Here is a 22026-nt window from a genome sequence, read left to right on the forward strand (position 1 = left end):
TTGATGATAGACATAATCAGGTACCGCTTTTTTTATGCTTGATGCTAATACCTTGAAATAACCTTAATGGTCCGTACGTGTCGCTTTTATATATTCTTAATATCTACTGACGGAGAAACCCCAAAAAAGCGTTTATATTCTCTGGAAAATTGGGACAAGCTTTCATAACCGACTTGCATGCTGGTAGATGAAATATCGTATTCTTCGGTCATTAGCAAACGCCGTGCTTCGGTCAATCTCATTCTCTTTTGATACTGTAAGGGACTCATTGAGGTTATGTCCCTAAAATGTTGATGAAAACTTGATGCACTCATCCCCATTGTGCTTGCCAGTTCTTCAATACTAAATGGTTTCGCAAAATTTGTTTTCAGCCATTCAATCGCCTTCACAATTCGATGACCTGTAGTGCCTGCCGCTACAATACGTTTAAGTCGATCGCCTTGCGGGCTCATCAATAAACGATAAAAAATTTCCTTAATAATAAGAGGAGACAAGATGGGAATGTCTTGTGGCGTATCTAGTAGTTTTATTAACCGTATAAATGCATCATTCAGCTCTGAATTGACTACTCCAACAGCCATTCCTTTTTTCTCAGTATTTACATCTTTAAAGGGAATATGCGCCTCAAGCATGATTTGAGCAAGTAAATATGGGTCTAGCCTTAGCACAATTGAGAGATAGGGTTGTTCAACAGAAGCTTCAAGCACTTGAGCAATTACAGGTAGGTCAATTGCAGTAAAAAGAAAATGGTTAGAGTCATAAGTATAAGTTTCTTCGCTAAGAATCACCTGTTTTTTGCCTTGAGCAATCATACATAGACTCGCATCCATCATGCTGCTACTTGGTTTGGTCAATGTCTCTGCACGATATAAAGTCAGTCCCGTAATAGCTGTTTCGAATGTGCCTTTTTCTCGTGTCCATTGATCGACAAGTTGAGCCAATTCTTGATTATGGTTAGACCTATTCGCCATTCAGATTCTACCGATTACCCTCTGTATTTTTATTGTAGGCATTTCAAATAAGAAAAATAGTGAGAAGTGCAACAATTCGGAGGATTAGGCAAATCTGTGAGAGGAATAGAACAACACCTTACAACTTTCATTTTTATACTGTTTAAACAACGCTTAATCCTGCATCCCTCATTTTGTTGGCGCTGAATCAACAGATTTATGCAGCTACCCATATGGTCCAGCTTCCTTTATCTCAAAAGAAGGAAATAACGCAAATGCAAAATTCTTTATCCGAACAGCAACAGGCAATCATACCGATTGCTGCCTATGCTGCAAATGGTGACCTAGCTAAACTCAGTCAATCATTAAAAGATGGTTTAGATTTAGGGTTAACCATTGCAGAAATTAAGGAAGTTTTAGTTCAAACCTATGCCTATGCAGGTTTTCCTCGAAGTTTGAATGCCCTTACAACATTTATGCAGGTGCTAGAGCAGCGTAAAGAAAACGGTATTCGTGACATAGAGGGTAAGACTAACAGCACTCTACCGAAAGATTATCAGGCACTTTTACAAGGTACTCAGAATCAAACTCAGTTGGTGGGTCAACCTGTAAAAGGTGCACTTTTTGAGTTTGCTCCAGCTATAGATGAGTATTTAAAGGCTCATCTTTTTGGCGATATTTTTTCAAGGGATGTGCTGAATTGGCAAGATCGTGAGATTGCTACTTTGAGCATGCTTTCGGCTCTAGAAGGTGTAGATAGCCAACTTCAATCCCATCTTAATATTGCAAAGACTCAAGGTGTTAGTTCTCATCAATTTGAAAATATACAGAAAATACTTGCTGAAAAAGTAAGTCTGCAAGTGGGTCAAAGGTTCCAAAATGTATTGACCAGTTTTCACAATCAATCGCTCTAAATGAGCTCCCAGCGAAAAAATCGTCTTTATTTACATTAAACATGAGAGAAAAATATGACAACTGAAGTTTTAGGTTATGCCGCGCTGTCATCAGAAACTCCTTTAGTTCCGTTTAAATTTGAACGTAGAACCCCACGTGAAGATGATGTTGTCATTCAAATTGAGTATTGTGGTGTTTGTCACTCTGATCTACATCAAGCTAAAAACGATTGGGGATTTAGTGCTTATCCATTAGTTCCGGGCCATGAAATTGTTGGACGTGTTACCTCAATCGGTCCTAAAGTCACAAAGTATAAAGTTGGTGATTTAGTGGGCATTGGCTGTATGGTCGATTCGTGCCGTACTTGTTCTGCTTGTCATTCAGGACTCGAGCAATATTGTGAAGAAGGTAACATCCAGACTTATGGCGGCGTAGATCGCCATGACCAACGCCCAACTTATGGTGGATATTCACAAAGCATTACCTGTAGTCAAGATTTTGTATTAAAAGTACCTGAAAATCTGGATGCTCAAGCTGTACCACCACTACTTTGTGCGGGTATTACCACATGGTCGCCGCTACGTCACTGGAATGTTGGAAAGGGCAGTAAAGTTGCTGTCGTTGGTTTAGGTGGTTTAGGACACATGGCGATTAAACTTGCCAATGCTCTAGGCGCTGAAGTGACACTATTTACTCGCTCAGCAAACAAAGAACAAGATGCAAAACAACTTGGCGCACATCATGTAGTGTTATCAACAGATGAGAATCAAATGAAGTCGGTATTAAATCAATTTGATTTAATTGTTGATACTGTGCCTTATAACCATGATTTGAAGCCTTATATTCCAACTTTAGCTTTAAATGGAACCATTGTATTAGTTGGATATTTAGGTGAAATTAGCGCAAATTCAGTACCTATGATTTTAGGTAGAAAATCAATTGCAGGCTCGGTTATTGGTGGAATTAAAGAAACACAAGAACTACTCGATTTTTGTGGTGAGCATAATATCGTTTCTGAAGTAGAGATGATTAATATGCAAAACATTAATGAAGCTTTTGAACGTATGCTAAAGAGCGACGTGAAGTATCGTTTTGTGATTGATATGAAAACTCTATCTGAAGATTAATTCAGACATTATTTGAGCTGTGCATACTATAGCTATGTGTGCACAGCCCATCAGGTTAATTGATGCGAGCGCTATGATTTAGAAGGTATATATTTACGCATAGCAAAGATAAGTAGCTTAAATAAAATACTAAATCCAAAAACAGGTAAGCTGAGTCCTAACACGAGACTCACCGCTATAAACATGATTAAATTATTTGACTCGCTTTTATAGACTTTTTGCCCAATCATTAAATAGTTTTTATTAGTTGGTAAATTTGGCGTTTTTTTTGCTTACTATCTAAGGCGTTATCTAACATACTTAATTTGATTGTTGTATAAATGATGATTCAAACCGTCTTGCTCTCTTATGGTGTTTTTTTCACATGAAAAATGCACTAAATAAACACATCTTTTTATTGTGCACTCTATTTGTGCACGGGGTGTCATAATGAAGTTATTGGCTTCATTACTCACTTTACTCATTCTATGTGGATGTTCCTCATCTGAGCACCATAGAAAAACTCAAGAAAACTCAACCTCTCCTTCAATATGTGTCTTTGATAGTACAAATACAAAAGTCTGTGTAGCCAAACCTGCCCAAAGAATTGTCTCTTTGTTTGAGTCGGGTTTAGATGGCCTCTATATGCTAGGGCAAGGCGACAAAGTAATTGGTATACCTGCAGAAGTATACATTCAACCTTTATTATTTAATGCCTATTCAAAAATAGATAAACGCATTGCCAATAAGCAGCTTGCAGCACCTTCGCAAGGAGCCAATGCAACCAATATTGAAAGTCTCGTGTTGCTAAAACCAGATCTAGTGATTGTAGGAAGCGGGCAGACTCAAACGATTGAACTGTTACGGCAGTTTGGCATCGCTGTATATGTAATGGAGTCCAGTACCTACCAGCAAGTGAAAGAAGAGCTGTCTAAAATTGCTATTCTGAGCGGCGCCCAAAAGCGAGCTCAAGAAATTTTAAATTTCTCTGATGAAATTGTGGCAGAAGTCGCAGCCAAAACAGCACGTCAGCCAAATAAACAATCGATTTACTATGCTTGGTCTGGTGGCCGAATTTTTTCTACCTCGGGACGTCAGTCGATTACCAATGATTTTATTGAGCTAGCGGGTGCTTACAATATTGTTCAGACCGCTGCTAACCAACCCAACGTAAACCCCGAGACTCTCATTGAATGGAACCCTGACAATATTGTGCTTTGGAATACCAACCCAAAACTGATTTATGAACGAAAAGAATTACAGGGTTTAAGCGCTGTACAAAACCGAAAGGTATTTAATTTGAGTCCTGCATTTATATATAACCCGCACACCATCAAAATCATTATTACGGCGATTTATCTAAATCACAGTATTTATCCTGAACAGTCTGATTTACCAGTAAGTGCTTTACAACAGCGTATTTTAACCAAGTTGTATGGTGAGCAGCTTGCTAAAGTGTTGATGCAATGAATATGGAAAAACTGAAGTATTACTGGTTTTACCCGTTACCAGTCATCATGATTTTTATCTCGCTGCTTATTGGGCCAACTCAAACGTTAAGTGCATGGGATTATTTGTTTTGGGGTGTACAAGCGGTCTTTGGTACACCATATTTTGACGCTGAACAATTTAGGCTGATGCAAAACATTTTAGTAAATGTCAGGCTGCCTAGAATTTTACTGACCTTTATGGTGGGAGCCGCATTAGCAACCGCGGGTAATGGCTTGCAGGCATTGTTTCGTAATCCCTTGGTTGATTCTTATGTACTTGGTATTTCATCTGGCGCTGCGTTCGGTGCAGCCTTGGCACTTTCTTTAAGTTGGCTTTCACCAAACCTATCAGCCTTTATTTTTGGTGTTTGTGCTGTTGGCTTAACATATTTGTTTGCGCATCAAAAACATGAAAGCCAGACGTCTTTAGTCATGGTAATTTTATCGGGCATGATTGTTTCGGGGCTGTTTTTAGCAGGTCTCACGATTATTCAATATTTAAGTGATCCATTTAAATTACAAGCGATTGTGCAATGGACGATGGGCAACTTACATCAGGCGTCTTGGCAAAAGGTTCAATACGCCGTACTACCGATCTGTATTGGTCTTGCCGGATTATTTGCGATGCGTTGGCGCTTAAACTTAATGGCACTTGGTGCCGAAGAAGCACAGGCTGTTGGTGTTAATCCAAGGTGGGAACAACTTCTTTTAATTGCTCTGGTGACTGTATGTACGTCAACTTCTGTGGCTGCGGCAGGCATTATTAGTTTATATGGGCTGTTTATGCCACATATTGTGAGAATGTTGGTTGGACCAGATCATCGCTACAGTATTCCTGCCAATATGGTGTTGGGCGGCAGTTTTCTACTGTTGATTGATAACTTTTCTCGGGTTTTACTGACATTCGAAATACCGATTGGTATTTTTACCATGTTACTTGGTGCGCCATTTTTCTTATTATTAATGAAAACACAGAGGACTCATTGGGCATGATTCAAATTGATCAGTTAAATTATGCCTATGGGCACAAACAGGTTCTTAAAAATATTCATCTAGAGTTTCCCGAAAATCAGTTTTCAGTGATTTTAGGGCGTAATGGCTGCGGAAAATCGACACTGTTTAAATTGATGGCTGGCCTAGAACCTGTAAAAGATGGCTTGATTCGTTACTCTGGAAAACCACTATCGGACTTTAAAGGGAAAGATCGTGCTGCATTACTCGGTTTTTTACCGCAGTTTCATAAAACCGTATTTCCATTTTTGGTTAAAGATGTGGTGATTACGGGGCGTGCTGCTTTTAGTCGATATCGTCCTTCAAAGTCAGACTGGGAACGTGTAGACCAAGCTTTGTTTGATTTAGACATCGAGCATTTGCGTGACCGTCCTTATACCGAGCTATCGGGTGGCGAACGGCAATTGGTTATGATTGCGCGTATTTTAGTGCAAGCACCGAAAGTCATTTTGCTCGATGAGCCAACCAATCATCTCGATGTTTATTACCAGTCTTATTTAATGAAAAAGTTGCGTCAGTTGTCGCGGCAAAATTTTACGGTGATTGCAATTATGCATGATCCCAATTTAGCTTTTTTATTTGCAGACCATTTGTTTTTTATGCGCCAACACGAAGTGGTTAAGCCTGAGTCTAAAACACGAATAACCGATCCTAAGTTTTTAAAAAGTGTCTATGATGTTGAGTTTCATGAAGCCATGATTCAAGACAAAACCATTGTGATACCTGATCATTCTTGGCTATGAATATGTTGAATTATCAGTTAATAGACAAATCAGACTATGTGTCTGCGGTAGAATTTGCGCTTTATACAAGACAGCTCTTATTCCCAGAAATTTATCATGGGCAAGTCCCCAAAGATTTACAAAATTTTGAGCAGCATTATGTCCATGATCCACTGGGCTGCTTCATTACGGTAAAAGACCAAAACCGTATTATTGGCACCATTGCTTATCGAGCGTATGACCATCGTTTTGATTTAAATTTACCGTTCAATACAGTTGAGGTGGTTAAGTTGTTTGTATTGCCTGAATACCGCCGTAATGGCATCGCAACTCAGCTATGCAACATGTTGTTTAGCCATGCCAAAAACCATGCTATTACTAGTTTGTATTTGCATACTCATCCATTTTTACCGGCGGCTGAAGAATTTTGGACTCTACAAGGTTTTGAGGTTATTCAACGGGAATGGATTGATACGTATGACACGATTCATATGAGTAAATCTTTATAGCGTTTTATCATGCGCATGAAATCTTTTTTGAAAATGGGTAGGTGGATAACCCATAATTTTACTGAACATTGCTGTAAAAGCTGCCGAGTGTTCATAGCCCAAATTAAAAGCAATTTCCGTAATTGAGATATTTTCTTTTAAGGCATTTAAAGCATAGATGATGCAGACTCGATTACGCCAAGCCTGAAAGGACATCCCCGTTTCTGACTTAAACCAACGATGAAAAGTCCGTTCACTTTTATTGTGGTCATGTGCCCAATCTTTAGGGCTACTATGAATATCAGGATGCTCCATAAACTCAGCACACTGTTTAGATAACAATGTATTGTGAGGCAGAGGAATAAACAGAGGTAGGGCTGGTGCAACTTCTAACTCATATAACAATAAATCGATAAGAGCGCCGTCACGGCCTGCACGTTGGTATTCAATAGGTAGCTGATTTGCCTGAATGAGCAATTGATGTAACAAAGGCGAGACTTGTATAACCTCGCAATAGTTTGCTTGTCTTGGGGCATTACTCACTTCTATATACAAACTATAAGTACTGACTTTAGATAACCATACCTGATGTGGTTTGCCTGCCGGTATCCATACACCGCTGTACGGTAATACGAGCCATTGTCCATCTTCAGTTTCAACTTTCATGAGGCCTTCGGGTGCATATAAGAACTGTGCACGGCGATGGCTATGCGTATCTAACAAGGTATCAGCAGGATAATCTGACCCTAACGCTAGAACTGCTTGTGGTAGATGGTCTACATCGTTAATTGGAATATTACGCATATATTTTTGGCTGAAACAAATAAAAATATGGCTTTTCTACGTTAGTTTGCCATAGAGCTATTTTATATCATGCCTCTATAAACGTGAGGAAGATGATGATGCTATATGAGCTATTTTTATTTGGACTACTGTCAGGCATAACCACTTGGTTATTTGGTTTTGGCGGCGGTTTTGTGGCTGTACCTTTGCTTTATACAGTCATTATTCAAAAGTGGAGTAATGAAAGTAATATCGGCATACATGCTATGCAAATCGCCGTAGCCACATCAGCGTTTGTCATGCTCTGCTCGGCAAGTTTTGCAACCTTTCGGCACTATCGTTCTGGACATATAGATTGGCAACAAATCCGCTTTTTATGGGGTGGTATTGCACTTGGTGGAATTGTCGGTGCGGTAATGGCCTCATTGTTTAATGGAAATTGGCTTCGCTGGATATTTATGGGCTATGTGTTCATAACCATTCTAGATTGTTATTACCGACCAGGCTTTATGGTGACCTCAAAGCAAAAGCAACACTATGGACAAAACAGTGAACTCATTAAAGGGGGCATTATTGGTTGGGTTGCAGCACTTTTAGGTGTTGGAGGAAGTGTAATGACGGTTCCTTTATTACGGCGGCGGGGTAGTTCTATGGCAGAGGCCGCGGCTATCGCAAATATTCTCACACTGCCTTTGTCTTTCACTGCAACGCTGACCTATTGCGTATTGTCACTTTGGCAATCTACATGGACACCCAACGGATTTATCGGTCTAATCTGGTTTGAAGCTGCTTTATTCTTGGTTGCAGGAACATGGATCGGGCTATATTTTTCAGAAAAATTTATTTCAAAACTCCCTGATTTATGGCGTGCAAAGTTGTATCCACTACTTTTAATAATAGTTCTACTCATCATGCTTTTTGTAAATTAACTTTTTATTTCAATTAATTGAAGAATAATCTCTTTTAAATATCGAATTTCTAAATGCTCTAAAACTGCAAATTTTATGTCTTAAAGGGCTTTGAAAAAAGTTTAAAAATTAGACTTGAAATATATAGTGGCTTTGTGCCACTATATATTCATCGAAGGTCATCAGACAAAAAGAGGATGATATGGCTATCCAGCTTTTAGATGCGGCAAGAAATGAGATTCCAGTGAAATTTACGCAGTTTTCTGGTGGCGAGCGTCATGTCCAAATTGATGAGACAACCTTAGGTTCACTATCTGGCAAGGTATTGGTTCGTGCAAAGATGGCCTCAAGTCACGATGTGATGGACTATTTGTTACTTGAAAATATATTGCTGACTCAGGGTTTAACCATTGACCTAGAAGTTCCGTATTTTCCATATGCACGTCAGGACCGTATTTGTGCAGTAGGCCAAGCGTTCTCGCTTGATGTGATGACCAAGTTACTCAACATCAATGCTGACAAAAAAGCGGGCAAACAAGGCAAGATCACTGTTTGGGACTGTCATAGTGAAGTAACGACAGCATTACTTGCTGCCAATACTTCTTTTAGCGAAGTTGTAAACATCAGTTCAGTAGACATCATCGCAAAGAGTGAAGCGCTAAGCACATTGTTAAAAGATGAAAAAACAGTGCTGGTTTGCCCAGACAAAGGCGCAAAATCGCGTACACAAATGGTCGCAGATGCTTTTAATTCTAAGCGCAAACAACCAATCACTATTATTCAGTGCGATAAAAAACGTGATCCGGTGACTGGCAAAATTTTAGGTACACATGTACATGCGACTGATTTATCAGGCCTCACAGCGGTCATTACCGATGACATTTGCGACGGCGGTGCAACCTTTATTGGTATTGCCAAAGAACTGCGTCGCCTCAATTGCCATAAGGTCGTTCTATATGTGACCCACGGTATTTTCAGTAAAGGAACAGAGGTTTTTGATGGACTGTTAGATCAACTGTTTACCTCAGACAGCTTTCCACAACAACCATCAGACAAAATTTCAGTAATTGCTTTTGCAGCAGAATAAAGAGAACAAAGATGACGATTAAACTTAATCCATTAAACGCTATCGATTTTTATAAAGCGGATCACAGACGTCAGTATCCAGCAGGTACAGAGTACGTGTACGCAAACTTTACGCCGCGTTCATCTCGACTTGCTAAAATGTTGCCTGACTTCGACGATAAAGTTGTGTTCTTTGGTCTTCAGGGTTTTATCAAACACTTTTTAATTGATACATGGAATGAAGGCTTTTTTAAGCAACCTAAAGACAAAGTCGTGGCTGCTTATAAACGCCGTATGGATAGTTCATTAGGTGAAGGTGCTGTACCAGTCGATCACATTGAAGCATTACATGACTTGGGCTATTTACCATTACGCATTAAAGCTTTGCCAGAAGGCAGTCGCGTCAATATGCGTGTACCCGTGCTTACCGTAATTAATACCGACCCGCGTTTCTTTTGGCTAACCAACTATATTGAAACTGTATTAAGTGCTGAACTTTGGAAAAGCTGTACTACGGCCACAATTGCCTATGAGTACAAACGTTTATTAACTCAATATGCCGTAAAAACTGGCGCACCACTCGATTTTGTACCTGTGCAAGGACATGATTTTAGTAGCCGTGGCATGAGTGGAATGTATGATGCTGCACAATCAGGAGTAGGCCACTTAACCAGTTTTATTGGAACAGACTCGGTTGCTTCAATTGACTACGCAGAAGAATATTACAATGCCACAGGTGTGATTGGGGTATCTGTACCAGCGACCGAACACAGTGTGATGTGTATGGGTACAGAAGACAGTGAGCTAGAAACATTTAAACGTTTAATTTGCGAGCTTTATCCGTCGGGTGTTGTCAGTATTGTGTCTGATACTTGGGACTTTTGGCGAGTCATTACAGAATTTACGGTGGCTTTAAAACCTAAAATTCTGGCAAGACAACCTAATGCTTTAGGCTTGGCTAAATTGGTTTTCCGTCCTGACTCTGGTGACCCAGTTAAAATTATTTGTGGTGACACAAACGCCGAAGTCGGCAGCCCAGCATATAAAGGCGCTGTTGAATGTTTATGGGAAGTGTTTGGTGGTACAACAACTGATCAAGGCTATAAAGTACTGAATGAACGTATCGGTTTAATTTACGGTGACTCGATTACTCTAGACCGTGCACAGCGTATTTTAGAAGGGCTAGAAGCCAAAGGTTTCGCTTCAAATAACTTGGTGTTTGGTATAGGCAGTTTTACCTATAACTACTTAACTCGCGACACCTTTGGGTTTGCTGTGAAAGCGACTTGGGGGCAAGTAAATGGGGTAGGCCGAGAGTTGTTTAAAGACCCCATTACTGACTCCGGCGTAAAAAAATCTGCGAAAGGTCTATTACGCATTGAAGAAAGTGAAAATGGCTTTACTTTGTTTGATGAGCAAACAGCCGAACAAGAACAAGGCGGAGCACTTAAAACCGTCTTTGAAAATGGTAAACTTCAGTATGAGTGTACTTTGGATCAAATACGTGAGCGTTTATCCATCGCATAACTGAGTTTAGATGAGCCGTTGCATGTGTATCGGCTCATCATTTTCATTGAGAGACTGAACGTGACTATTCAAACTGAACAAGAATTCCTTGCCAGTTATGATCGCCGAGATTATGACGCACCTTTACTCACTGTAGATATGGCTATTTTCTCGGTATTTAATGGTCAGTTGCAGGTATTACTCATTAAGCGGCCCAACTTTCCAGCCAAAGACCAATGGGCCTTACCGGGTGGTTTTGCCGATTTAACCCATGATCAAGATTTGATGGCTACGGCTTATCGTAAGCTTGTCGAAAAAACAGGAATTAGTTCACCTTATTTGGAACAAGTTGCCTCTGTGGGCAATGCCAAACGTGACCCGCGTGGCTGGGCAGTAACCATTTTGTATTTTGCATTAATCGATTTTAATGCCTATCAACACCAAGCCTTGGCTGAATACAGCGAATGGATACCTGTAGCAAAAGCTCAGGATTTAGCATTGGCGTTTGATCATAATGAATTGCTCAGCTTGGCTTTAGAGCGTTTAACCAGTAAAACTCGCTATACCGCATTGCCAGCTAGTCTAATGCCCGAGTTATTTACGCTAACCGAGCTACAAACTATTTATGAAATTATTCTTGGGCAATCTTTAGATAAAAAAGCGTTTAGACGCCGTATGATAGAAGCGGGCGCAGTTGAAGAAACCAACCACAGTAAAATTGTAGGCAAACGGCCAGCTCAGCTTTACCGCTATGCACTCGATTCTTTTGATTTTATATTTCCTCGTTCACTCGAATTACCTAGAAATAAAGAGGGTGAAGATAAGCAAAACAATGAGCTTTCTGACTAGCGCATCTTGATGCACTTTTGATTTATAATGCCGCGCTTATGATTGATGTCATGTTTTGATCAGCACTTTGCCTATGTCACACGTTTCTCCCTGCTTCCAGCAAAACCAGTTTTTTGTGTTGGTGGAGTACCTCACTTCACTACATGAAATTTATCCTGTAAGACATGAGTTTGCAGGATATCCGGCTGCAATGACATTGGCAGATCGTGTACATTCAGATCATGATATCGCGCCGCTGGAAGCCAGCAAAAGTTACCCTGACTCAATAGAGAAAGTCTTACACTTTTCAGGTAAAGCGAGAGACATACAAGACTTTGAGCGCTTTTTAGAACAAGCCAAGTCTGCCAATATTCAAAACTTGTTATTGCTTACAGGCGACAAACTCAAAGAACATCATAATGGACGAGATGGGCAGCCTCGTAGTCGTTACCTAGAGTCGGTAAACGCCGTAATGGCAGCTAAGCAACATGGTGGTTTTCGTATTGGCGTTGCTTTTAATCCGTTTAAATATGTCGAAGCTGAGCGTGATGCACAGTATTTAAAACTGCATAAGAAGATTAAAGCAGGTGCTGACTTTATCATTACCCAATTGGGCTATGACATTGAAGCCTTAAAACAAGCCAAATCATTTTTAACCAAGCATGATTATTCGCAGCAAATACTAGCTTGCGTCATGCCACTGACTTTAGGCCGTGCCAACTTCATGGTAAAGCATAAAGTTGCGGGTATTGTGATTACTCCACACATGCTAAAAGTCTTGGCAGAAGAAAAACAGGCAGGACATACAGACCGTGTTTATTTACGCTGCGCTTTACAAATTTTAATATGTAAACACTTAGGATTTGCGGGTATTCATTTATCTGCTTGTCATAAGCCAGAAGAGCAAATGCTGCTTGAAAGTTACATCGAGCAATACAGACATCTTAACCTTAAGACCTTAGAAGAGCTTTGGAGTTCACTTTGGCAAGTCACGACAGGCAAAGAGTTTACCCCTGAAATTGCTCGTTTTTCACGTCAGCCAACATCTAAACAAATCATTAAATATCGCCAACTGCATGTGATGCATGAGGCCCTTTTCGGATCCAAAATTGCCAAAGGCGTTGGGCGGTTTATTTTTAAAGCGTCTTTTTGGGAAAATTCTGTGGTCGCTAAAGCATTACTCAAAACAGAAGTATTGAGTAAACATAGTCTAGTCGGCTGTGAAAGCTGTGGTCAGTGCCGTTTAGGTGACACTTTATATATTTGCCCTGAAACATGTCCCAAAGGCTTAGCCAATGGTCCTTGCGGTGGAACAACTTTAGACCGCTGTGAATTTGGTGACCGTGAATGTATTCATTCTGTCAAAGCAAGACTAGCCAAAGCGGTTAAACAAACCGAAATATTAAAAGAGAAACTGATTCCAACGGTGCCTCTTGAAACGAGAGGAACCAGTTCTTGGAAAAACTGGTATTTAGCGATTGAGGCTTAAGTTTTGTACTAATCCGTGATTTGATTTTGTTAAAAAAACAATTTATATGCTAAAGCAGGGTAATAATTTAAAAATAACAATCGTTTGCCTTAATTATGTCCAATCAAAGTGATCACCTAGGAGTATACTTAAAGCAAATCTTTTGCGTTAAAAGAAAGGCTGTCTCAATGAAAAAGTTGGTTGCTGTACTTACTGTAATTGTTGTTTTAACTGGATGTGTCTACGACCCTGTTAATTACAACAAAATACACGACCAAGAGTTCCAAGACCACCTCAGGCAAAACGGTTAGCAATAAAAAAGCCCACTCAATGAGTGGGTTTCATTTGGAATAACTTTAGAAGAAATTTTTAAGAGTTTAATTAATAAACAAAATCACTTAAATTACTATTTTTAAAGGTTTGTTCGCCTTTTAATAGTAAGTTTAAACTTATTTGTAAGTTTGTTTTATCTAAAAATAATAAGCTATTTTACTTATTGTAGTAGCTTATTTATTAAACAATCATTACTTATAAGATTAAACATTCTATCAGTTTTACTGTTGTTAATTTAAAGAAATATAATATTTATAACTTATATATCTTATTCGTATAACTATAACAATTTAGATTGTTAATCAATTTTTAAATTACATATTATTTTAATTAATAATACTTAAATATTACATAATTAAACTTATATTTAATAATACTGCAATAAAAGGCTATTTAGTAAATTTAAAAAAACTATGTCTACTAAATAGTAATTTATTTGTAAAACAATTATTTATATTTAATTCTTTAAAATAAATTTATATCGAAAATTTAGACAAATTCGAATTACATAATTTTTAAACATAGTTTATATAATATGATTAATTGACATAAATAGAAAAAATATATGTCAAAGAGGTCAATGATATTTAATTCACTTAAGAACCATAATTTGCACCAAATTTTACGCTGTCACGATTCATTGAATAAAACCAAGTGAAAAGTTACGTAAAAAAGAAACCAATAATTTTATTGGCTTAAATAAAAAATCGAATATTACAAATAAGCGGAATGATTATGGATAACGTAGCTCAGCTAGAAACTGATACTAATTTCCAAAGCCGAAAGAAAATAACTTGGGGTGTTTTTAGTGTCCTGCTGTTATTTTTAGTTGCTGGCATCTTATATTATTTTTTTGTATACCGATTCTATCAATCTACTGATAATGCTTATGTACAAGCCGATGTCACTTGGGTGATGCCAAAGATTTCAGGCGAAGTGATGGAGTTATTAATTAACGATAATCAGTTTGTAAAAAAAGGGGAAACTTTAGCGGTATTAGACCATCGTGACTACCAAGCTCGTTATGACCAAGCCCGTTCTGTGGTCAGCTTAAAAGAAGCAGCGCTTGGTGTACAACAACAAAATGAAAAGTCTGCACGGTCGTCAATTATTGAAGCAAATAGTGGTGTAGTGGCAGCACAAGCAGACCTAGTGCGTTTGAAAAAAGAGTTCGAGCGTTATCAAGATTTATTAAAAGATGGCGTAATTACCCGACAAAATTTTGAAGGGATCCAGTCTCAATTTTTAACGGCTCAGGCACAGCTCAGCAAAGCGCAAGCCGCCGTAAATGCAGCAGAAGCTCAGTTGGGGAGTTTACAAGCCAGTCGAGCGCAGCTTTTAGCAGATATTCAAAGTGCCAATGCAAACTTAAACCTGTATCAGGTCGATTTGGCTTCATCAAAAGTGGTTAGTCCTGTAAGCGGTAAAATCGGTAGTCTGGCAATTCAAAAAGGCTCACGTGTTTCTCCACAAACCCGCTTAATGGCGATCATTCCTGAAAATAGTTTGTATGTACAAGCGAACTTCAAAGAAACTCAAATTGAAAAAATGCATATTGGTCAGAAAGTTAAATTAAAACTTGATGCTTATCCGAGCCTCAACTTTACCGGAAAAATTGAGAGCTTTTCTCCCGCTTCAGGTGCGACTTTCTCACTTATGCCACCAGACAATGCCACAGACAACTTTAACAAGGTTGTACAGCGTATTCCTGTACGTATCGCCATAGATTCAAGCCCACATATTGATTTGATAAAACCTGGAATGTCGGTGAGCGCCACCGTTGACCTAAGAACTTAATAATAAAATTTTGGGTAATCATAAATGAATAAGCATGTTGAAGCCGAGTGGAGGTTTCCCGCAAAAACTGCATGGGCAATTTTTGCTGCCATGATTTTTGGTAACTTCATGGCGATTCTTGATATTCAGATTGTGGCAAGTTCTCTAAACGAAGTTCAAGCTGGTATGAGTGCAAGTCGTTATGAAGTCACTTGGGTACAAACGGTTTATTTAATTGCCGAAATTATTGCAATTCCAATGTCGAGTATTGTCTCGCGAGTGCTTTCAACACGGGTGTATTACACCATGTGTGCAATCGGCTTTACGGTGAGTTCTTTACTTTGTGCTTTGTCATGGAACCTGGAAAGTTTACTGGTGTTCCGTGGCATTCAAGGCTTTATGGGCGGCGGTATGATTCCGACTTCCATGACGGCGTTGTACTTACTTTTTCCAGAAGCAAAACGCTCATTACCTTTGGTCATGTTTGGCATGATCAGTACATTAGGCCCAGCGATTGGCCCCACCATTGGTGGTTGGCTTACCAATAATTTCTCATGGCATTGGATGTTCCTGATCAATATTATTCCGGGCATTATCATTGCCACAGTCATTTACTCAGGTCCAAATATCGACCGTGCCAACTATTCACTCATCAAAAGTATGGACTGGTTTAGCCTCATTGGTATGGCGATGTTTTTAGGTGGGCTTGAATATTTCCTCGATGAAGGCGCACGACATGACTGGCTTGCAGACACAGGAGTTCGTATTGCTTTTATGGTCTGCGTTGTAGGCGGCATGATTTTCTTCTCTCGAAGTTTTACTCAGCCTAAACCTTTGCTCGATTTATCGGTATTTAAAAATAAAAACTTTACCTTAAGTGCCATTACAACGTTTGTGATTGGTATGGCGCTGTATGGCTTGGGTTACATGATTCCCGTGTTTCTTGGGCAAGTCCGTGAAATGAACAGTAGCCAAATTGGCCACGTCATGATGGTGACAGGTATTGTCATGTTCTGCTTTGCGCCGTTTCTTGCGTGGCTCATTCCCAATTTCGATACCCGCAAAACTGTATTTGTCGGAATGATTTTGGCGGGCTTTGGTGTCTGGCTCAATTCACATTTGAGCATTCATAGTGATTATGACTTTATGTTTTGGCCGCAAATTTACCGTGGTATTGGCCTCATGATTTGCCTGATTGTGGTCTCGCATTTGGCTATGAGTACATTGCCACTCAGTAAAGTTGCCGATGCCAGCGGTATTTATAACCTGATGCGCAATATTGGCGGCGCAGTGGGGTTAGCACTTATCAATTCATCCTTAGATTGGCTAACCGCCATGCATGTTACCCAGATTAATCAGTCGATGACACCACAAAACTGGATATTTACAGAAAGACTCGACCAGCTTACGGTGCAATATCAAGAAGTCGGTGCAAATGCCCAGCAAATCGCGCTCAGCGTGATCTATCGTGACATTCATTTTCAAGCACTGACATCGAGTTTCAATGACTTATTACGCATGCTCGCAATCATCATGTTTGTGACCGCCTTTTTAACCATATTTATGGATCGGGGGAAGAAAATGAATATGTAGCGATTTAAAAATAAAAGGCAGCTTTCAAAGAATGAAAACAATAGGGCATATCAAAACATATCCCTTCATAGAAAAAGAACATTGATATGAGTTTCGAATATCGCTGTATGAGATAGGGGAACTCACAGATCTGGATGTGGGAGATTAAAGTATTATGATTAATACAACATATAAACTGATTTCAAAATTGAACCTGAAAAACGCAACTTATGGGCAATATTTTGAAAAAGAGCAAATCGATACTGAACGATTGAAAGTGATGTATTCTATTTACGAGCAGTATTACGAAAATACCAGATTTTCTATTTTCGTAGATGATTTTAAAAATAAAAGCGGTGCGATCTTAATTTTTGACTCAGAAACAGATGAGATTGTCGGTTTCTCGACGGTAGTTGTGCAGCATTTCTACTTAAACGGTAAAGATTACACCGTGCTCTTTAGCGGTGATACGGTCATTTTGAAAAAGTTTTGGGGCACGCGTACCTTGCAAAGTACCATGCTCAAACTCATGATCAAGCTTCGAATTAAATATCCTTTTAACGAACTTTATTGGCTTCTCATTTCTAAAGGCTATAAGACTTATCTCTTACTTGCCAATAACTATTATGTGTATTACCCAAACATTAAAGATGAAAACCAACATCTTTCGGAAGTTGTTGAACATTACTGTGAAAAATTCTTTGGCGAATACTACGACAAAGAAGCCGGCTTACTCAACTTTGGTGATGACTATCAACCATTAAAAGGCGAAGTCGCACCGATTACTGCCGAAATGAGAGAAAAGAACCCAAATATTCATTTCTTTGAACAGAAAAATCCAACTTGGAGAGCCGGTACAGAACTGCCATGTATTGGTCGACTTGGTTGGAAAGATATTGCCCGTTTCCCTGTAAAACTGATGACGAAGCCGACAAGCAAAGGAAAATTTGAAGCGCAGTTAAGCCATAAAACAAAACGTAGAGAGGCTATCCAATGAAATCTAATCAATGGTTGACTCTCGGTTCGCATCTTATTTTAAAAAAATGGTGTGATGCATCTGACCGTAATTTCCAAAAACAGTTTAATGCTTTAGAGACCACGCAACGTCAAATTTTGCATTCGATTTTACAGACCTCTACTTTGGCCAAAGATAAACAAGTTCAAAACTATGAGCAGTTTGTAAAAGCATTTCCTGCAACTCGCTATAGCGCTTGGCGAGAAGACATTCAGCGTTACCGTGAACAAAAGCTTTCACTCTCGAGCAGTAAACTGGTTCGTTTCCAGCCGACCAGTGGTTCGAGTGAACAAATCAAGTTTATTCCATATACCAAGCTGTTTTTAGATGAACTTGACCATGCGATTGCACCGTGGATGGCGAGTTTATACCGTAAATGTCCAGAGCTTAGTTCGGGTACACATTACTGGTCAGTGTCATGGTTACCTGAAAGTCAGCGTGAAGTTTTAAAAGACAAAAACCTAAATGATGACAGTGCGCTACTCGGTGTAGGTAAGCGAATTTTATCCAAGTTTACCCAAGCGGTTCCAAGTAACGTTGCATTTGCGGCCAATGCTGACGATGCACTGTTTGCCACCATTTGTTATTTGGTCGCAAACCGTAACTTAGCCATGATTTCGGTATGGAGTCCAACGTTTGCGCTGCAATTACTTGAACGTTTAGAGGCATTGCAAAAAGACGTGGTTGAGGTTTTACAAAGTGGTAAATGGGGCAACCGTCAAGCTTCATTAAAAGAAGTCACTGCACCGCATAGCCCTGAAAGTGCTCAAGCCTTAATTGCAAGTTCAAACGGCGAACAGATCGACTTTAAAAAACTTTGGCCAAAGTTAAGTCTGGTGTCGAGTTGGGATACTGCAGGTTCAAAAGCGTGGGCCGAAAAATTAAAAGAGAAATTGCCCAGTGTTCAGTTTGAAGGTAAAGGCTTATGGGCGACGGAAGGTGTAGTCACCATTCCCTATAATGATCAATACCCGCTCGCATACCAAAGTCACTTCTATGAATTTGAATATTTAGAGGGTGAGAAACAAGGTCAAATCGTTCCTTCATGGCAGCTTAAACAAGGTGATGTGGTCAGCCCACTGATTACTTCGGGTAATGGCTTACTGCGTTACTGTCTGGATGATTGCTTAAAAGTGACTGGCTTTATAGAGCAAATTCCGTGTTTTGAGTTTCAAGGCCGTCGTTTTGGGGTAGATCTGGTCGGTGAAAAACTAGCACCTGAAACTGCTCAACAATTGTTGTCTCAGTTAAACGAAACCGAGTCAAAAGCGATTTCTTTACTGGCGATTGATACCCAACAACAAGTAAAACCATTTTATTGTGTGCTTTTTGAAGGTGAAATTCATCACAGTATTAACAATGAATATATCGACAGTATCTTACGTCAAAACTTCCATTATGAACTTGCACGAAACTTAGGGCAGCTCGACCAGCCTCAAATTCGCCAAGCCAATAATGGCTGGAATGCGTACAAGAAACTAGTCATGTTTGATGGCATTATCGAAGGCAATATCAAACCTGAGCCACTCAAAAAAGTCACCCTGAATAGTTTGGAACAACTATGAAAGGGATGAAGCCATTTAATACTCGGTTTTTAACACTTCGACACGCCTTGTATTTAGGCGTGTTGTTGGTGTCGAATACACATGCCATGACTTTAGATGAGGCTTTGTCAGCCAGTTTAAGACATGAAAGTCAGCTCGAAGTCAGCCGTTTAAGTGTGAACCAGTCCACCGCTATGCTTGAACAGGCCAAGCAACGTGATGGACTCAAAGTTAATTTAGTCGGGCAACTTGACTATGAAAGAATAAATACGCCTTCACACGTCTTGTTTCCAACCGAAGGAAACCGTAAAGGCCGAAGTTTGCAATTGCAGGCAGATTATCCGATTTATACCTCTGGGCGACACCGTTTAGGGATAGATATTGCCGAAAGTCAGCTTTCTGCCCAAAACCAAGGCTTATCAGATCAAAGATCGGAAACGATTTTAAATACCGTGATGGTCTATACCGACGTATTAAAAAAGAAAGCCATTTTAGAGCTTAGACAAAAGACTATGGCAAATCTGCAACGGTCTTTGTATGAATCAAAGCGCCGTTTTGATGTAGGTATGATTACCCGTGCAGACTTGGCTCAGGTGTTGGCACAAGTTGCACAAGGTCAAGCCGATATTACACAGGCACAATCTAACTTGACCGTAAGCGAAGCACAGTTTTATCAAGTGACAGGTACAACACCTGACAACCTTGTTCCAATCAATCAATTACCTACTATTCCCGCTAACCTAGATGAAATATTGGCTCAAACCAAGAATCATCCAGCGTTAATGCGGGCTAAATATGAAAAGCAAGCCGCCGAAAAACAATATGCTTTAACTAAACGCGAACTTTGGCCAACGGTCATGCTGACCAGCCGTGCCGGAAAGCAAGATGAAGCGAGTTATATTGGTTCTGAAAGTAATAACTATATGGTTGGGGTGCAGCTCAATGTACCGCTTTATGACGATGGTTTAAATCGGGCCAATGTCAAAAAAGCACAGGCCGATATAGATTTGGCTACGCAAAAAATTCGAAGTCTTGAGCTAGACTTGAACAAGCGTACCCGTACCACCTATGCGCAGCTTCAAACCATTCGACAAAATAAAGATGCATTGGCAAATGCCATAGAGGCAGCGTCTATTGCCTTTGTCTATACCCGTAAAGAGTTCGATGTGGGCACCAAAACTACCTTTGATTTGCTTAATACCGAGCAGAAGTTACTCGATGCGCAAACCCAGAAAACCGTAAATGACCAAGACGAAGTGGTGTTTGTTTATCAGCTACTCGACCAAATGGGGCGTTTAAACAATTTGGTTCCTATGCAGACCGCACAACAGGTGAATAATGAATAAAACAAATACACCACTTGCTAACACTCTCATTACCCGTGAAGCGACTTTGGCAGATGACGAGGCTTTACGAGAGTTAATTGCGGTGCCCATGACCACCAAAGGCATACAAATCAGCTTTCAGCGTGAACCGAGTTATTTTAGGGCGTCTGACATCGTCTATCGGCATAAACTGCATGTCGTGATTGAAGATACCGAGAGTCAAAAGAAAGTGGCCTGTTATAGCAATGGTTACCGTCCGTGTTATATCAATCGGAACATTCAAAACTTACGCTATGCTGGGGACTTACGGGTAGATCACAGCTATCGGGGTAAATCACTGGTGAAGGTCTTAGGCAAGCATGTAAAACAGACTATGCATGAACCAAACTATAGCCAAATGATTATTTTTGATGATAACCACGCGGCGCGTGCTGCCATCCAAACAGGCAAAACGGGAATGCCTGATTATTATGATGAAGGGCTTATAGAGACACTCAGTCTGACGAGCACTGGCACAAAACGGAAAATTACGGCTTTTCTAAAGCAGACTTCTCAGCAAAGTCATCTTCAAGAGATTCGTACTTGTACAGCGAAAGCAGAACATGTGCCAGCCATGAACCAGTTTATTAGCGACATGGCAGAGTTTTATAACTTTATTCCTGCCTATAACTTTGAAGAACTGGCCCAAGGGCATCGGTATTTTTCAGGGATGACACTCTCGGACTTTTCACTTTACTTTAAAGGTGAAAAACTGGTGGGCATGTTTGGTTTGTGGAATCAGCATAGTATTAAACAAACCAAAATTTTAAATTACAGCTCGGCCATAGCTGTGCTTAGACCCGTCTATAACTTTTTGACGCCAATGACCAAAGGCATGCGTTTGCCTAAGCTGGGTGATTCAATTCAGTACCATGTGCTACATACGCTTATGTGCCATCCTGAAGATTTGGCTTTACACCATAAAATGCTCGAAGATGCCTATAACAAGTCAAAACAGCAGGGCGTTGGTGTGGTAAGTTTTACGCTTTCCCATAAAGACCCGCGATATCAGTTAAACCAGTTTTATAAAGGTGAACGTTTAACGGGTATGCATGGTTTTATTAGCTTTGAAGGTGACCCTCGGCCAAGTTTTGATAAAAAGCTGATTCCATACTTAGAGGTTGGACGTATTTAACTTAAAACTTGAAGTAATTTTAATGAAGCCCACGAAAGTGGGTTTTTGATATATTTATGCTTAGTCAC

At 39.8% G+C, this 22026-nt stretch carries 20 protein-coding genes and 1 pseudogene; 18 read left to right on the top strand and 3 right to left on the bottom strand.

Features of this window, described 5'->3' with window-relative positions; genetic code table 11:
* Positions 1-86: 86 nt before the first annotated feature.
* A complete protein-coding gene (locus EGT34_RS00970) occupies positions 87-971 on the bottom strand; it encodes an AraC family transcriptional regulator (protein ID WP_000013631.1) in 885 nt (294 codons plus the stop codon).
* Positions 972-1225: 254 nt separating this feature from the next.
* Here EGT34_RS00970 and EGT34_RS00975 point away from each other — a divergent pair, with 254 nt between their 5' ends.
* Together EGT34_RS00975 and EGT34_RS00980 are read left to right on the top strand one after the other, a co-directional pair.
* On the top strand, positions 1226-1864 hold the full coding sequence (locus tag EGT34_RS00975; RefSeq protein ID WP_024437582.1) for a carboxymuconolactone decarboxylase family protein: 639 nt from the start codon (positions 1226-1228) through the stop codon (positions 1862-1864).
* Between the two features lie 54 nt (positions 1865-1918).
* The gene (locus tag EGT34_RS00980; protein ID WP_000206303.1) at positions 1919-2971 is read left to right on the top strand and encodes an NAD(P)-dependent alcohol dehydrogenase; all 1053 of its coding nucleotides are present in this window, start codon (positions 1919-1921) and stop codon (positions 2969-2971) included.
* A 71-nt stretch (positions 2972-3042) separates the two neighbouring features.
* On the opposite strand, the pseudogene EGT34_RS21485 reads toward EGT34_RS00980, so the two are convergent.
* A pseudogene (locus EGT34_RS21485) lies at positions 3043-3144 on the bottom strand (hypothetical protein); the annotation flags it as partial.
* Between the two features lie 256 nt (positions 3145-3400).
* Between EGT34_RS21485 and EGT34_RS00985 the strand changes: the two are divergent.
* From EGT34_RS00985 to EGT34_RS01000, 4 genes are read left to right on the top strand one after another with little or no spacing between them, the layout of a single operon-like run.
* Positions 3401-4420 carry an ABC transporter substrate-binding protein gene (locus EGT34_RS00985; protein ID WP_024437581.1) on the top strand — a complete coding sequence of 340 codons (1020 nt, stop codon included), beginning with the start codon at positions 3401-3403 and terminating at the stop codon, positions 4418-4420.
* Positions 4421-4422: 2 nt separating this feature from the next.
* Positions 4423-5433: a FecCD family ABC transporter permease gene (locus EGT34_RS00990; protein WP_086241991.1), complete on the top strand. Its 1011-nt coding sequence runs from the start codon at positions 4423-4425 to the stop codon at positions 5431-5433.
* Positions 5430-6194 carry an ABC transporter ATP-binding protein gene (locus EGT34_RS00995; protein WP_000614439.1) on the top strand — a complete coding sequence of 255 codons (765 nt, stop codon included), beginning with the start codon at positions 5430-5432 and terminating at the stop codon, positions 6192-6194. The genes EGT34_RS00990 and EGT34_RS00995 overlap by 4 nt, the downstream gene beginning before the upstream one ends.
* A complete protein-coding gene (locus tag EGT34_RS01000; protein WP_031972125.1) occupies positions 6191-6682 on the top strand; it encodes a GNAT family N-acetyltransferase in 492 nt (163 codons plus the stop codon). The genes EGT34_RS00995 and EGT34_RS01000 overlap by 4 nt, the downstream gene beginning before the upstream one ends.
* On the opposite strand, the gene EGT34_RS01005 is transcribed toward EGT34_RS01000, so the two are convergent.
* Positions 6677-7465: an AraC family transcriptional regulator gene (locus tag EGT34_RS01005; protein ID WP_024437579.1), complete on the bottom strand. Its 789-nt coding sequence runs from the start codon at positions 7463-7465 to the stop codon at positions 6677-6679. The genes EGT34_RS01000 and EGT34_RS01005 overlap by 6 nt on opposite strands.
* 98 nt (positions 7466-7563) lie before the next feature.
* Between EGT34_RS01005 and EGT34_RS01010 the strand changes: the two genes are divergently transcribed.
* From EGT34_RS01010 to EGT34_RS01060, 12 genes are all read left to right on the top strand, one after another.
* Positions 7564-8373 carry a sulfite exporter TauE/SafE family protein gene (locus tag EGT34_RS01010; protein ID WP_024437578.1) on the top strand — a complete coding sequence of 270 codons (810 nt, stop codon included), beginning with the start codon at positions 7564-7566 and terminating at the stop codon, positions 8371-8373.
* A 181-nt stretch (positions 8374-8554) separates the two neighbouring features.
* Positions 8555-9439, top strand: coding sequence for a phosphoribosyltransferase family protein (locus EGT34_RS01015; protein ID WP_024437577.1), 885 nt, complete (start codon positions 8555-8557; stop codon positions 9437-9439).
* An 11-nt stretch (positions 9440-9450) separates the two neighbouring features.
* Positions 9451-10944: a nicotinate phosphoribosyltransferase gene (locus tag EGT34_RS01020; RefSeq protein ID WP_024437576.1), complete on the top strand. Its 1494-nt coding sequence runs from the start codon at positions 9451-9453 to the stop codon at positions 10942-10944.
* Positions 10945-11004: 60 nt separating this feature from the next.
* On the top strand, positions 11005-11772 hold the full coding sequence (locus tag EGT34_RS01025; protein ID WP_024437575.1) for an NUDIX domain-containing protein: 768 nt from the start codon (positions 11005-11007) through the stop codon (positions 11770-11772).
* A gap of 73 nt (positions 11773-11845) precedes the next feature.
* Positions 11846-13240 (top strand): methylenetetrahydrofolate reductase C-terminal domain-containing protein, encoded by a 1395-nt coding sequence (locus EGT34_RS01030; protein ID WP_024437574.1) that lies wholly within the window; start codon positions 11846-11848, stop codon positions 13238-13240.
* 167 nt (positions 13241-13407) lie between these two features.
* On the top strand, positions 13408-13530 hold the full coding sequence (locus tag EGT34_RS21425) for a hypothetical protein (RefSeq protein ID WP_000737387.1): 123 nt from the start codon (positions 13408-13410) through the stop codon (positions 13528-13530).
* A 757-nt stretch (positions 13531-14287) separates the two neighbouring features.
* Positions 14288-15349 carry an HlyD family secretion protein gene (locus EGT34_RS01035; protein ID WP_024437573.1) on the top strand — a complete coding sequence of 354 codons (1062 nt, stop codon included), beginning with the start codon at positions 14288-14290 and terminating at the stop codon, positions 15347-15349.
* 24 nt (positions 15350-15373) lie between these two features.
* Positions 15374-16921, top strand: coding sequence for a DHA2 family efflux MFS transporter permease subunit (locus tag EGT34_RS01040; RefSeq protein WP_024437572.1), 1548 nt, complete (start codon positions 15374-15376; stop codon positions 16919-16921).
* Positions 16922-17108: 187 nt separating this feature from the next.
* A complete protein-coding gene (locus EGT34_RS01045) occupies positions 17109-17897 on the top strand; it encodes a hypothetical protein (RefSeq protein WP_075874782.1) in 789 nt (262 codons plus the stop codon).
* Positions 17894-19480: a GH3 family domain-containing protein gene (locus EGT34_RS01050; protein WP_024437571.1), complete on the top strand. Its 1587-nt coding sequence runs from the start codon at positions 17894-17896 to the stop codon at positions 19478-19480. Before EGT34_RS01045 ends, EGT34_RS01050 begins: the two co-directional genes overlap by 4 nt.
* Positions 19477-20805, top strand: coding sequence for a TolC family protein (locus EGT34_RS01055; protein WP_024437570.1), 1329 nt, complete (start codon positions 19477-19479; stop codon positions 20803-20805). Before EGT34_RS01050 ends, EGT34_RS01055 begins: the two co-directional genes overlap by 4 nt.
* Complete coding sequence (locus EGT34_RS01060; protein ID WP_024437569.1) at positions 20798-21958, top strand: hypothetical protein; 1161 nt, start codon at positions 20798-20800, stop codon at positions 21956-21958. The genes EGT34_RS01055 and EGT34_RS01060 overlap by 8 nt, the downstream gene beginning before the upstream one ends.
* Positions 21959-22026 lie beyond the last annotated feature (68 nt).

It is taken from the genome of Acinetobacter sp. FDAARGOS_558, assembly GCF_003937785.1.
Lineage (GTDB): Bacteria > Pseudomonadota > Gammaproteobacteria > Pseudomonadales > Moraxellaceae > Acinetobacter > Acinetobacter baumannii.